We start from the raw sequence: 13,176 nt of genomic DNA, 5'->3' as shown, positions 1-13,176 counted from the left end.
GGGCCGGATATCGGACAGATCCGGGCGATGGCGAGCCGCTTCGCCCGTTGTCGAATCGCTCGCGCCCGGCCAAGCTTCCCGCATACCGGAGCGACGAGGGCGCGGATGAGCGAACCGCTGACGATCTATGGCGACCCGGGCTCCGGGAACTGCCTCAAGGTCAAGTGGGTCGCGGCCCATCTCGGCATCCCGGCGGTCTGGCGCGACGTGGATGTCCCGGGCGGCGGGACCCGCACGCCCGAATTCCTGGCCCGGAACCCCGCCGGGCGGGTGCCGATCGTCGTCCTGCCCGACGGCGCCGTGCTGTCGGAGTCGAACGCGATCATCGTCTATCTCGCGGAGGGCTCCGCGCTGATCCCTGAAGCGGCCCTGCCCCGTGCCCGGATGCTGCAGTGGATGTTCTGGGAGCAGTACAGCCACGAGCCCTACATCGCAGTCCGCCGCTACCAGCTCCATTACCTCAAGCGGGCGCCGGAGGATCTCGACCCGAAGCTCGCCGAGCGGGGCGCCGACGCCCTGCGGCTGATGGAGCGGACGCTGGCCTGTTCCGCCTTCCTGGCGGGCGAGGCCATGACCCTCGCCGATGTGGCGCTCGTCGCCTACACCCGCATGGCCCATGAGGGCGGCTTCGACCTCGCGGGCTACGGGGCCATCCGCGCCTGGATCGGGCGCGTCGAGGACGGCCTCGGGATCGGCCCCTATGCCGGGCCGGCCTGATCGGCCGGGGGCGGCAGCGCGGCGGTGCCGTATTCCGGCAGGCTGACCCGCACGGTGGTCCCCTCCCCCACCGCGCTCTCGATGGCGATGCGTCCGCGGTGGCGGTTGAGGCTGTGCTTGACGATGGCGAGCCCCAGGCCCGTGCCACCGCGGGCGCGGCTCGACGCGACGTCGACCCGGTAGAAGCGCTCCGTGAGCCGCGGGATGTGCTCGGGCGGGATGCCCGGCCCATCATCGACCACGGACAGGACGATCCGGGGCCCGAGCCGCGGATCGTCCTCGCGGGCGAGCCCGACGCTGATCCGGCCGCCACCGTATTTGACGGCGTTCTCGATCAGGTTCTCGATCACCCGGGCGAGCTCGTCGGAATCGCCGGGGACCGCGAAGGGGCCGGCGCCCTCCTCCAGGCGGATCGTGGCGCCCCGCGCCTCGGCGGGCGGCCCCTGGGCGTCGACCATCTGGCGGGCCAGCGCCGCGAGATCGACCACGGCGGTGGGGGCCACGTGCTCCCGCAGCTCGATCCGCGACAGCGACAGCAGATCGTCGATCAGCCGGGTCATGCGCAGGGCCTGGACGCGCATGATCTCCAGGAAGCGCTCCCGGGCCTGCGCGTCATCGCGGGCGGGGCCCTGCAGGGTCTCGATGAAGCCGATCAGGGTGGCCAGCGGCGTGCGCAGCTCGTGGCTCGCATTGGCGACGAAGTCGACCCGCATGGCCTCCAGACGCCGGGCCGAGGTGAGGTCGCGCAGGAACAGCAGCGCGCTGACGCCGGATCCGTCGGGCATCGGCAGGGCGCCGATCTGGACCTCGAAGGTCCGCTCCAGAGGCACCCGGGTCGACAGCGCGACGCGGCGCGGCAGGCCGGAACTCAGCACCGCCTCGACGCCGTCGAGGACCTCCGGGTCGCGGAGCGCAAAGGACAGGGGCCGGGCGTGGTGCAGGGCCGGCAGGAGGGCCCGGGCGGCGGGGTTCGCCTCCACCACCAGGGTGCGCCGGTCCACCAGGATCACCGGATCCGGCACGTGAGCCAGGAGCGCCTCGGCGACGGCGTGGCGCTGCGTGGTTGCAGCCGGACGCGGCACCGGGGCCTCGCGGCCGCGGCCGCCGAGCCAGCCGCCCAGGCAGACGGCCACGAGCCCGGTCAGGATCAGCGGGAGATCGAGCCGCCCGGCCAGCGCGGTGGCAAGCCCGAGCAGGCCCGCGGCGATCGCGGCGCCGGTCCAGGCGGGGGAGCTGCGCAGGCGACCGGACATGGCAGGCGCGGCGGATCAGCGGGTTTCGGACTCGTCGCGCCACGCCCGGCCGGACGGGCCGGCCGTGCCCTCCGGAGGCCCCGGATCGCGCGCGCCGCCCGCCCGCTTGACGATCTCGTACAGGCCGAGCATCGCCAGGGCGGTCACGAACGGGACGACGTAGTAGCAGCCCCGGAACAGCAGCAGCGAGGTCAGCACCTCGTTGCGCGGCAGGCTCGACAGGGCGAGCAGGACCGTCGCCTCGAACACCCCGATGCCGCCGGGGGCGTTCGACGCGATGCCCAGCATGGCGGCGAGCACGTAGATCGCCAGGAAGGTGGTGAAGCCGAGCGTCGTCTCCTGCGGCAGCAGAACGTAGAGCACGGCCGCCGCCGCGCAGACGTCGCCGATCCCGACGATCATCTGGCCGATGGAGACGGAGGCCCCGGGCAGTTCCAGGCGCCAGTGCTTGACGGTGATGCTGCGCTTCTTGGCCGAGACCCAGGCGAGGTAGCCGAGCACGAGGGCGAGCGCCGCGAGGCCGACGCCCTGGTTGATCCGGATCGACGTGAAGGCGAGCCCGGCGAGCTGGCCCGCCTCGATGATCAGGCTCAGACCCAGCACCACGCCCATGCCGAGCCAGAAGGTGAAGCCGGCGATCACGGTCAGAGCCGCGATCTTGGCGGTGGACAGGCCCTGCCGGGCATAGATCCAGTAGCGGATCGTGCCGGCGGTGAGCAGCGGGAAACCGAGGGTGAAGCTCACCGCATAGCTCGTGAACGAGGCGAGCGCGGTGATCCGGTACGGCACCTTGATCTTGAGCTGGCGCAGGGCCAGCGCGTCGTAGCCGGTGAGGAACACGTAGCTGACGCCGACGAACAGGAAGGCGAGCCCGAGCTGCTCGGCGGTCGCGGCCGCGATGGCGCTGCGCACCTCCGCCCAGCTCACGCTCTGGACGAGCTTCCACAGGACGCCGAGTGAGACCGCGAACAGCACGATGCTGGCGCCCGTGCCGATCCAGGCATAGCGGCTGCGCCGGACCTTCCGCTTCGCGTCCGCGGCGGCATCGTGCTCAACCGGCTCGACCGGCTCGGCCGGGCTCCGGTGCTGTCCCTGAAAATTCATGCCGATCGGCGTCCGCCCTTCCGGCTGCGCGGCCCGGCCGAAGGCCGTCAGCCCGAGCCGGAAACTCCCGGACCGCGGCCCGTTGCCCCGCATGTAGGCCGAACCGGCGCCCAAGACCAGGGAAGCGGCCGCCGGGACAGGCGTTCTATCCTCAGCCGGGCATCCGCCCGAGCCGCGCCGCCGCCTCGGCGAGGCCTCGCCGGATCCGAGCCGGCACCTCCGGCGCGGTGCAGACATAGGTCGGACTCGGATGCGGCACCCGGATGACCGGCAGGTCGGGGCGGAGCACCGCGAGCGCCGGTGCCGCCTCGCCGGCGAAGCGGCCGGCCAGCACCGCCACGGCGAGGCGCGGCAGGAGGTCGAGGAGCGGGGCCAGATAGGGCGCGGCGGCCGCGACCTCCGCGCGGCGGGGTGCGCGGTTGCGTGCGCCCTCCTGGTGGATCAGCCAGGGGACGGCGTTCCAGATCAGCGTGTCGGCGCGGGCGATGCCGGCCTCGGCGAGGAAGCGGAACAGGTTCGCGGCGGTGCCGTTCGCGCTGTCGCGGGTCACGAAGCCGGTGCGCAGCACCGCCGGGCCCGGCGTCTCGAGGAGGAGCAGCATCCGGGCGTCGACGCCGCCATCCAGGGGGTCGGGCGCCGGGACCGGGGCGCCACGCTCGGCCGCAATGCGCGCGGCGAGGGCCCGGATGGGGGCGATGTGGGGGCTGCCGATCAGGGCGCGGCGTGCCGCGAGGGCGTCCGGATCGGCCAGGGCCCTCGGCGCCTGCGGCTCAGCCGGCATCGAGCCCGGGGACGGTCACGCCGAGCGGGCCGGACAGGCGGAAGCGCTCGAGGCCCTCCTCCCGGGCGAGGCGCGCGTCGAGGCCGGCCACGCCGCCGAACTGGAAACCGATCTGGCTGGCATAGGCCGCGCAGGCGGCGCGCTTGCGGGCTTGCGCCTCCGGATCGAGGCGCATCACCGGCTCGGGAAGCCCCGCGAACAGCGCGGCCAGCGGCGCCTTCGGCGCGGCCTCCCGCACCGTGTAGGGAAAATCGCGCCACCACAGGATCGGTGACGGCACAGCGAGCCCGCGCAGCGCCCGGACCGCCTGGACGTGATCGACATGGCCGCCGATCGCCTGGGGGGCGAGGATCAGGTCGGGCCGCTCGGCGGCGATCAGATCCGCCAGGGCGGGGGCGAGGTCGCCCACGATGCCGTCGTCGGCGCGGGTCTCGGAGAAGAGCTCCGGCGGCGCGCCGTAGCCCCGGTGCGGCGCCTCCCGGAACTGCAGGTGGACGGGCGGCGCGATGCCGAGCGCGGCGGCGGCGCGGACATCCTCGTCCCGGCGCAGGGCCATGTAGTCGACCTCCGGCGCCAAGCCCTTGTCGAGCTGGCAGGCGAGGGCGAAGCCCGTCGGGTCGGCGACGCTGCCGGTGAACAGGGTCGCCATCACCACGCGCCAGCCGTCCCGCGCCAGGCCCGCCAGGAGGCCGCCGCAGGAGAAGGCCGCATCATCGAGATGGGGGGACAGGGCGAGGGCGATCGGCATGGTTCAGAGCCTGTCGGCTGGGGGGATGCTCCAACCCCGAGCCTCATCCGGAGGTGCCGGAGCGCAGTGCCGGCGCGAGGGCGCCTTCGCGGCTTGCGCCCCGCGGGCGCACCTCAGGACGAGGCCCCGGATGGGACGGCCCAAGTGCGGAGTCCCGTCAGAGCAGGTGTGGCTCGGCGCGGAACCGGCAGCTGGGATCGTCGGGCAGGTCCGTCGCAAAGTCGGTGGCCGGCGTCTCGGAGCGTACCCGCGCGTAGACCTCCATGATCTGCCGCCCGACCGCGTGCCAGGAATAGACCCGCCGGCACTCCTCAAGGCCGGCGCTCGCGATGCGGCGGCGGAGCGCCGCGTCCGTGATGATCCGGGTAAGCGCGGCGGCCTGCGCCGGCACGTCGCCCGGATTCACCAGCAGCCCGTTCTCCCCGTCGCGCAGGCAGTCCGACACGCCGACCGCGTGGCACGAGACGGTGGCGAGCCCGGCCGCCAGCGCCTCCAGGATCGTGTTCGAGAACCCCTCCGCGTAGGTCGGCGAGACGAACACGTCGGCGCGGCGGTAGAGGTCGGGCACGGAGCCGTACTCGGCATAGCCCGTGAAGGCGATCTCGCGCTCGGAGAAGGCGTGCTCCGCGGCCAGCGCCTTGGCCGGGTCCACGTCGGGCCCGATCCCCGAGATCGTGGCCGCGAAGGGCGTGCCCTGCGCGCGCAGGATCGCCAGGGCCTCGATGAAATCGAGCACGCCTTTCCGGCGGTCGACCCGGCCGTGGTAGAACAGCCGCACCGGCCCGCCATGGGGCGCCGGCAGCCCGTCGGGCGTGCCCTGCGCGAAGCGCTCGGTGTCGACCGCGCCGGGCACGATCGTGAAGCGGGCGGGGTCCGAGCCCAGGCGCTCGCAGACCTCGTCCACGAAGGAGGCGCCGCCGATCAGCAGGGCGTTGGCGTGGGCCAGCACCTCGCACATGGCGACCCGGTGGGTCTCGCAGCAGGAGCCGACCCAGTGGCCGTCCCCGCCCTGGATCGAGACGACGCTCGGCACCCCGAGCTTGCGGGCGGCCAGCAGCACCGCCCAGCCGGTCGGGTAGCCGTACTGCGCGTGCAGGATGTCGAAGGGGTTCTGGGCGTGCTCTTGGGCGATCGCGTCCACCATGGTGGCGATGTCGCGCTCGAAATCGCCCGACGTCTGCTCGCCGAGCTGCTCCAGGCCGATCACCCGCACCCCCGGCACCGGCGGCGGCGGCCCGCCGCCGTAAACGCGGGTGCCGAAGGCGTCGCCCCGGTACTGCGAGATCATCGTCACGTCGTGGCCGGCGCCGACCAACTCGCGCAGCAGGTTCTGCGCGTAGACGCTCATGCCCGATATGGCGGGGAAGTAGCGGCGGCTGAGGAAGAGGATTCTCATCGTGCCGCCCCTTCGCGCAGACCGGGAGAGGCGCCGCGTGGCCCCCTCTCCCGCGCCGGCGTCCCGTCTCGCCCCGGCTCGTCTCTCACTGCCATTGCCGCCGCGTCTCCTGCTCGCCGGCCAGAACCGGGCCGGGGCGCCGGCAGCCGCGGAGGTAGTCGAGCGCCTGCGGGATCATCACGTCGGCCCGGTGGCTCTCGCGGGACAGCTCGACGCAGATCAGCTTGCCGAAGTTGATCGCCTCCAGCGCCTCCAGGACGCCCGGCACGTCCATGTCGCCCTCGCCGAAGGGCAGGTGGATGTGGCTGCCGCGCTTCATGTCCTCGATCGCCACGGTGCCGATCCGGTCGGCGAATTCCCGCACGGCCGCCGCCGGCTCGCGCTCGCCCGTGACGAGGCAGTGGCCGGTATCGAGGGCGAGCTTCAGCCCCGGCACGTCGAGGGCCGCGTAATCGTCGAGGGTCTCGATCAGCATGCCGGGCTCCGGCTCCAGGCAGGGGACGACCCCCGCCTCCGTGGCGAAGGCCGCGACTTCGTGCAGCCCCTCGGCCAGCCAGCGCCGGGCCTCGCCGGGATCGACGCCGGGCTTCGGCACGCCGGCCCAGAACGAGACCGCCTCGGCGCTCAGCATGCCGCCGATCTCGATGGCCCGTTTGAGGAAGCCGACCCGCCGGGCGCGGCCCGCGGCATCGGCCGTCACGAGCGTCGGCTCGTGCTTGGCGGTGGGGTCGAGGAGGAAGCGGGCGCCCGTCTCGATGACGCAGCTCAGCTCCAGCTTCTCCAGCAGGCTCGCCACCCGGCCGGCCTCGGCCGCCCAGGTTTCGGAGAACGGATCGAGGTGGTGGATGTCCAGCGTCAGGGCCACGCCGTCGTAGCCCGCGGCCTTGATCAGGTGGATCGCGTCGTCGAGGCGGTGGTTGGCCGCGCCGTTGGTGTTGTAGGCGAACCGGAGCGTCATGCCGCCCTCCCCTGACGCTGGGCGAGGCGGAACGGCGCGTGGTGCGATTCCGGCTCGCGATAGAGCGGATAGTGCCGCCCGACGATCCGCTCGGCCAGGGCGACGTCGAACAGCGGCTGCCCCCCGAAACGCTCCAGGGCCTCCGGCGTCAGGCGGACCGGCCGCAGGGTCTCGCTCTCGGTGCCGAACTTGATCAGCGGGTGGTCGCGGTCGATGAGCTTCTTCGTGTTGCGCTCGCCGATCCGGTAGTAGCTCATGGTCTCGACCTCGAGCCCCGGCACGATCGCCTTGACCACGCCGACCCCGCCGCCCGGGGGCGTGCAGTCGACGTAGAGGACGTCGAACCCGGCCTCCGTAAGCCGGTCGCAGGCGATCTTGCCCCTGGCATGCCCGTCCGCGGCCGGGGTCGAGGGCAGGTCCGCGAAGCGCTTGGTGCTCCGCTCCGAATAGACGGTGTCGGCCAGCACGCCGCGCAGGTCGGCGGCGGGCATCTCGATCCATTCGAGCATCGCCTGCAGGGCGCGGCTCTCCTCGAGATCGAGGCTCGGAAGCGCCTTCTGGATGAAGGCGTCGATGTAGCCCGGCGGAGTCACCGTGGCGGCCATGTCGAGGGGGCCGTGGCCGAAGGTCTTGCGCACCCGCGCGGCCTGGAACTCGAGCAGCGCCTTGCGGAGGGCCCGCTCCCGGTCCGGATCGCAGGCCTCGCCGCAGGCCGACAGGGCGATCGGTGCCGGGGTGCGCGCCGGATCCGCGTCGTAGCCGACGACGTAGAGGTTGGTGAGGCCGAACTGGTCGGTGGCGAATTTCGGCAGCGCGTGGATCCCGAGCTCCTTGAGCCGGGCCAGCATCGCGGCATTCTCCGGGCCGATGCCGTCGAGGTCGAGCATCACGCCCTGGTCGAGAGCCCGGAACAGCAGGCCGTTGCCGTCCCGCTGGAGCAGCTCAAGGACGCCGTGGCCCAGCGCGAAGGGCACGTCGGGCCCCGCGCCGAGACCGTTGGTGATCAGGTTGGTGAAGGGTTTGTAGCCCTCGGACAGCTCGAAATAGTCGGTGGCGGCGACGTCGAGCGGCATGAGCACGATCTCGCCCGTGGCGTGCCGGACGCTGGGCGTCCATTCGAGCACCGTGTCCCGGCCCACCGGGGAGCCGGCGGGCAGGCAGAGGGTCAGCGGGTCGGCGACGGATTTGGCGCCGTAGACGCGGGCGAGGTCGGTGTAGCTCGCCCGTTCCTTGGCCCGGGGCAGCACCGCGAGCGAGGGCATCAGGTTCTCGGCGATTTCGGCGACCGCGCCGATCAGCGCCTCGTCGTCGGTGGCGCCGTAGCCGATGCCCGACGGCATCGCGCCCACGAAAAACGGGTCGTCGAGGAACAGGGCCACGAACCAGACCGGGATGCCGGTGCGGTCGAGGGGCGCCAGCGGGAAGCCGACGATGCGCCCTTCCGGCAGGACGTCGAGATAGGCGCGCACGGGATCCGGCAGGGTCTCGGGCAGCCCCTCGATCGGCCGCTTGGCGCCGAAGCGATAGGGGCGCGGCGCCTTGATCCGCGCGTGCCGGGCGCGGTCGTCCTGGTCGTGGAAGCCGTCTGCGTTGCTCACGTCGTGTTCCCGTGTTCCTCGGACCGCCTGCTCACCTTCGTCCTGCCCATCCCCTCATCCTGAGCTACCGGAGCGCAGCGAAGGCCTCGAAGGAGGGCTCTGGACGGCACAGCGCTTCCTGGAGCCCTCCCGCGAGGCCCGCTGGTGCGGGCACCTCAGGATGAGGGTGCGGCTTGGATTGGATAGGTAGCTGTCCGGTGTCTGCTCATCCTGTCCTGCGGTCGCTACCCCTGCCCATAGGCGCGGGCGACGAGTCGCATCGTGTGGAGATCGCGTGCGGCCGAGTACGCCCCCCGCTCCTCGGGCCGGCGCAGGGCCGAGCCGAAGGCGCGCACCTGCTCGGTGAAGGGGGAGCTGTCGGCGTCGAAGACGAGCGGTTCGACGCGCCCACTGGCGCCGTCGATGAAGGACAGCGATCCGCCGGCCGTCTGGCCCATGGTGTTCTCGGCGATCAGCATCCCCTTCGTACCGACCACCTCCAGGCGGCGGCGGGGCAGCGCGTCGGGGCAATTGTAGGCGACGTGCAGGCTCGCCAGCGCGCCGCCCGCGGTTCGCCCGATCAGCAGGGCGCCGTCATCGACGGAATAGTCCTGGGCCCGGCTCTGGGTCAGGGCCGCGAGGTCGGCGATCGGCTCGTCGAGCAGGAAATCCACGAGGTCGAGCCCGTGCGGGGCGAGGTCCATCAAGGCGCCGCCGCCGGCCTGGGCGGCATCGATCCGCCAGTTGGGCTGGCCGGCCTCCGACCAGTCGCGCCCGAGCCAGCAGGCGTAGACGATCCGCACCGTGGTGACGGTGCCGAGCCGCCCGGCCGCGACCTGGGCGCGGATCGTCCGATGGGCCGGGTGATGACGCTGATCGAAGGCGGTGCCGTAGAAGATTTGTTGCGATTCGACCGCGCGCGCGATGGCTTCCGCGTCCGCGAGCGTCGCCGCCATGGGCTTCTCGCAGAGCACCGCCTTGCCGGCGGCGGCCAGCGCCTCGACGGCGCCGCGGTGGAGATGGTTCGGCGTCGCCACGTAGACCGCCTCGACCCCGGGCTCGGCGATGAGACCGGCGAGATCGGCATGGCCGCGGGCGCCCGCCCGCTCGGCCGCGGCGCGGCATTCCGGGTTCGGATCGCAGACCGCCACCAGCCGGTGCCCGGCGGCGCGGATGCCCGGCTCCATGTAGTCGCGGGCGACCCAGCCGTAGCCGACGATGCCCCAGCCGACCGCGTCCATCACCACCGCTCCGGCAGGTCGACGAATTCGCGCACCCGGATACGCTGCGTCTCCGGGCTATCGAGCGTGCCGTCGAAGGTCAGATGCTCCGGGCCGGGCGCGTGCAGCGGGTAGGTGGCCCGGGAGGCGTATTCCGCCTCGTAGCGCTCCGAGGGCCAGCGGACGACGTAGCCGTCCCCCTCGGGCGCATAGAGCGGGTTGAGCCGCAGCATCGTGCCGGGCTTCGGCAGGGTCAGCCCGTCGACCAGAGCGCGCGGCGCCGGGCGCATGCCGGGGCCGCATACCACCGAGAACGCCTCGCAGGTCCGCAAGGCCCCAGGCTCCTGCGGGCCAGGCGCCCGCGCCTCCACCAGCGCCCGCGTGAGCTCCGCATCGTCGTAGACCAGGGCGTCGGGGAAATACTCGGCGATCTCCTCGGCGGTCACCGCCCGGCCGGCCGAGAAGCCCGGGCAGTCGCGGTTGTGGATGTGGCTCAGCGCCAGCCAGCCGTCGTCGCCGGCATTCTGGCGGAGGTTCTCCAGCAGGGCCGCCTTGTCGTCGAGGAAGTAGAAGGCGTCGTTGCACACGACGAGGTCGACCGGCGCGCCCGGGATGGGCCAGTGCGGCGAGCCGGCGTCGAAGCAGACGAGCTGCGCCTTCTCGTCCACCACCCAATGGCGCGCGACCCAGAGCTTGGCGAAGACCACGTCGGCGCCAGCGACCTTGCAGCCGCGCCGCTGCAATTCCCGCAGGTAATGGCCGATGCCGCAGGCGAATTCGAAGACGCAGATGGGCTCGTTCCAGTGCGCCTCCAGAAGCGACAGGCCGGCCAGGAAGGTCGGATCGCTCCAGCGATGCAGGAAATAGTCGCCGACGCGGCCCCAGCCGAGACCCTGGACCGCGTCACGCAGCGTCGCGGTGCGGCGCTCCTTGATGAGGCGGATAACCCCGGCGGGATCGGCCGGGGGCCCGTTCCACCAATCGTCCTGATCGACGAGCAGCGCGGCCAGCGCCTCGTCGGGCTCGCCGGCGTCGAGATGGGCCAGAACCCGCTCGACCAGGGCCTCACGGTTGATCCGCAGGTACGGGATGCCGTCGATCACGGGCCAGCGGGCGCCGGTCTCCGCATCGCGCAAGGCGTGCGGGCCGTCGGCCTTCAGCGGGTTGCCGGTGTCCGGCGAATGGAGTTCGAACGGGATCATGGTTCTCGGAGCCGCCCGGGCAGATGGGCGGCGGGGTCCGGCGATCAAGGGATGCGCATGTCGGCGAGGACACGATCATGGAAGCCCTTCACCGGGCCGGCATGGACCAGCTCCCACTCGTCGAGCACCATCCCCATCGTGGTCGAGGCCCCGCGCAGATGCTGGGCAATCTGGAGGACACGGTCGATGCAATCCGCCGCGTGGAAGGCGCGGCCCTCCGCGGTGGCGTCGTCGGGCAGCACCGCGCGGGCCCGCTCCACCTGACCCCGCAGGGGCTCGGCGAGCTCGGCCAGCGCCCAGGCGGTGGTGGTCGCCATGATCGGCCCGAGATGGTCGCCGAGCAGCATCTCGCCGGTGAAGCCGGCATCGGGCATCGCGGCGTTGTGGAAATGGTGCGCCATCGCGGCCAGGAACACGGTGCCGGGGTCGGCCCGGTAGAACGGGCTGAGGCAGACCCCGTAGACCGCCACGATGAGGCAGTGCTCGGCGTGGTTCTCCGGCGGCTCCAGCAGGATCCGGGCGCGGCCGGGACAGGTGACGCCCGCCCGCGGCTGCTGCGCCAGGGCGGCGACGAAGCCCGGCAGCGGTCCGGGCCTGCCGGCCGGTCGCGGCGCGAGCCGCCCGCGCAGGCGCTCGCGCAGAGCCGGGTCGAGCTCCCCGGTGACGGCGTCGAAGCCAGCCACCAGCACCGCCGAGGCCGCCTCCTCCGACAGCCCGGCCGCGGTCAGGAAGGCCGCGTCGAGATCGCAGAGGCGCGTCGCCGCGAGGGTGACGGCGGTGATGTCGAGGGCGACGTCATCGGGCGCGGCGCCCCCGGTGAGGAGGCCCCATCCCTGCGCGAACAGCCGCTCGGCGATCGACCCCTCGCGCCCCGCCGAGCGGACGCGCTTGAGGTCGTTCATCTCGATCAGGAGGTCGCGCAGCGCCTCGGGGGCAGCGCCGGAGGGAGGCGGCTGGTTCTCGCTTGGCATCGTCTCGCTCCGGAAGCCGCTCCTTGGTCGCGACGAGGCCTAGTGCACGCCCAGCCAGTCGCGGAGCATCTGCTCCTGCTTGCCGAAGGCGTGCTCCGGCCCATGGCCGTTCTTGACCATCGGGGCCTTGAAGAAGGTCGAGAGCTGCTCCTGCACGCCGCCGTCGCCGCGCGTGCGGGCGAGGTCGAGGACGCGGGCGATCTCGATGACCAGGGGCGCGGCCAGGATCGAGTCCTTGCAGAGGAAGTTCACCTTCACCTGCATCCGCTGGCCCATGAAGCCGGTGACGTCGATGTTGTCCCAGGCTTCCTTGTCGTCGCCGCGCGGGCGGTAATAGTGGATGTGCACGAGGTGGTCCTCGACCGGGTAGCCGAGGATCGAGTCGAGCACCGTGCCCTTGGTGTTGAGCTTCGACTGGAGGGAGTTCGGATCGTTCAGGGCGAGTCCGTCGCGGTTGCCCAGGATGTTGGTCGAGAACCAGCCGTCGACGTGGAGCGCCCGCGCCTTGAAGGCCGGGGCCAGCACCGTCTTCATCATGGTCTGGCCGGTCTTGCCGTCCTTGCCGGCCACCGGGACGTTCAGCTCCTTGGCGAGGTCCAGGAGGGCCGGGACGTCGGCCGCCACGCTCGGGGTGAAGTTGGCGTAGGGGATGCCGCTCTTGATCGCCGCGTAGGCGTAGAGCATCGCGGGCGAGATCGCCTCGTCGCTCGAATCGAGCCCCTTCTCGAAGGCGGCCGTGGAGTTCAGGGCCGGGTCGTTCAGGTCCGGCCAGCGCTCGGTGGAGGCGAGGTTCACCACGACGACGTCGTCGAGGTTGCTCTCCTTCTGGAAGCGGCGGAGGTCGTTGGCGATCACCGAGACCGCCTCGCGGTGGTCCTTGGCGACGATGCGGTTCTGGCCGTCGATGTTCTTGCAGAACTTGGCGCTGCCCACCGCCGGCCAGGGGGTGATGCCCTTCAGGGCCTGCGCGCCGCTCTCGATGTCGTCCTTGGAGAGCACGCCGTGGCCGCTCGCAGCGGACGCGAGGTCGTCGCCGTTGAGATCCCAGCCGCCGAAGACGAGATCCTTGTAGTCGGCCATGCCGGCCACGGAGAGACCGGCGAGCGGCAGCCCGTCGAGGCGATTGGAGCCGGATTTGATCATTTCGATGCCGGCGATGGCAGTGGTGGCGACGGCGCCTCCCATGCCAACGAACGCGACACCGATGCGGCGACCGGACTGCATGCTCATCGGAAAATGATGTCCTTGT

At 72.3% G+C, this 13,176-nt stretch carries 12 protein-coding genes; 1 reads left to right on the top strand and 11 read right to left on the bottom strand.

All coding sequences use genetic code 11. The annotated features are described in order from the left end of the window. Positions 1 to 105: 105 nt before the first annotated feature. On the top strand, positions 106 to 717 hold the full coding sequence (locus ABIC70_RS12520; RefSeq protein ID WP_354439806.1) for a glutathione S-transferase family protein: 612 nt from the start codon (positions 106 to 108) through the stop codon (positions 715 to 717). On the opposite strand, the gene ABIC70_RS12515 is transcribed toward ABIC70_RS12520, so the two are convergent. From ABIC70_RS12515 to ABIC70_RS12465, 11 genes are all read right to left on the bottom strand, one after another. Continuing rightward, positions 699 to 1,970 carry an ATP-binding protein gene (locus ABIC70_RS12515; RefSeq protein WP_078947064.1) on the bottom strand — a complete coding sequence of 424 codons (1,272 nt, stop codon included), beginning with the start codon at positions 1,968 to 1,970 and terminating at the stop codon, positions 699 to 701. The genes ABIC70_RS12520 and ABIC70_RS12515 overlap by 19 nt on opposite strands. Before the next feature lie 15 nt (positions 1,971 to 1,985). After that, positions 1,986 to 3,074, bottom strand: a complete 1,089-nt coding sequence (locus ABIC70_RS12510; RefSeq protein WP_043350479.1) for a lysylphosphatidylglycerol synthase domain-containing protein — start codon at positions 3,072 to 3,074, stop codon at positions 1,986 to 1,988. A gap of 151 nt (positions 3,075 to 3,225) precedes the next feature. Further along, positions 3,226 to 3,855 carry a uracil-DNA glycosylase gene (locus tag ABIC70_RS12505; RefSeq protein ID WP_043350466.1) on the bottom strand — a complete coding sequence of 210 codons (630 nt, stop codon included), beginning with the start codon at positions 3,853 to 3,855 and terminating at the stop codon, positions 3,226 to 3,228. Beyond that, positions 3,845 to 4,603: a PIG-L deacetylase family protein gene (locus tag ABIC70_RS12500; RefSeq protein ID WP_354439805.1), complete on the bottom strand. Its 759-nt coding sequence runs from the start codon at positions 4,601 to 4,603 to the stop codon at positions 3,845 to 3,847. Before ABIC70_RS12500 ends, ABIC70_RS12505 begins: the two co-directional genes overlap by 11 nt. A 157-nt stretch (positions 4,604 to 4,760) precedes the next feature. Then, positions 4,761 to 5,999 carry a glycosyltransferase family 4 protein gene (locus ABIC70_RS12495; RefSeq protein WP_287089100.1) on the bottom strand — a complete coding sequence of 413 codons (1,239 nt, stop codon included), beginning with the start codon at positions 5,997 to 5,999 and terminating at the stop codon, positions 4,761 to 4,763. 85 nt (positions 6,000 to 6,084) lie between these two features. Further along, positions 6,085 to 6,957 carry a sugar phosphate isomerase/epimerase family protein gene (locus ABIC70_RS12490; protein WP_179697089.1) on the bottom strand — a complete coding sequence of 291 codons (873 nt, stop codon included), beginning with the start codon at positions 6,955 to 6,957 and terminating at the stop codon, positions 6,085 to 6,087. Beyond that, complete coding sequence (locus tag ABIC70_RS12485) at positions 6,954 to 8,555, bottom strand: YcaO-like family protein (protein ID WP_053609049.1); 1,602 nt, start codon at positions 8,553 to 8,555, stop codon at positions 6,954 to 6,956. The genes ABIC70_RS12490 and ABIC70_RS12485 overlap by 4 nt, the downstream gene beginning before the upstream one ends. A gap of 224 nt (positions 8,556 to 8,779) precedes the next feature. Beyond that, positions 8,780 to 9,775, bottom strand: coding sequence for a Gfo/Idh/MocA family protein (locus ABIC70_RS12480; RefSeq protein WP_354439804.1), 996 nt, complete (start codon positions 9,773 to 9,775; stop codon positions 8,780 to 8,782). Further along, positions 9,775 to 10,956: a class I SAM-dependent methyltransferase gene (locus tag ABIC70_RS12475; protein WP_354439803.1), complete on the bottom strand. Its 1,182-nt coding sequence runs from the start codon at positions 10,954 to 10,956 to the stop codon at positions 9,775 to 9,777. Before ABIC70_RS12475 ends, ABIC70_RS12480 begins: the two co-directional genes overlap by 1 nt. Before the next feature lie 44 nt (positions 10,957 to 11,000). Beyond that, positions 11,001 to 11,927 carry an HD domain-containing protein gene (locus tag ABIC70_RS12470; RefSeq protein ID WP_043348083.1) on the bottom strand — a complete coding sequence of 309 codons (927 nt, stop codon included), beginning with the start codon at positions 11,925 to 11,927 and terminating at the stop codon, positions 11,001 to 11,003. Between the two features lie 39 nt (positions 11,928 to 11,966). Next, on the bottom strand, positions 11,967 to 13,157 hold the full coding sequence (locus ABIC70_RS12465) for an inositol-3-phosphate synthase (RefSeq protein WP_043381133.1): 1,191 nt from the start codon (positions 13,155 to 13,157) through the stop codon (positions 11,967 to 11,969). Positions 13,158 to 13,176 lie beyond the last annotated feature (19 nt).

The organism is Methylobacterium sp. 1973 (assembly GCF_040545035.1).
Taxonomy (GTDB): Bacteria; Pseudomonadota; Alphaproteobacteria; order Rhizobiales; family Beijerinckiaceae; genus Methylobacterium; species Methylobacterium fujisawaense.
Note: the sequence above shows the minus strand (reverse complement) of the source record. Positions and strands in the feature narration are given on the sequence as shown.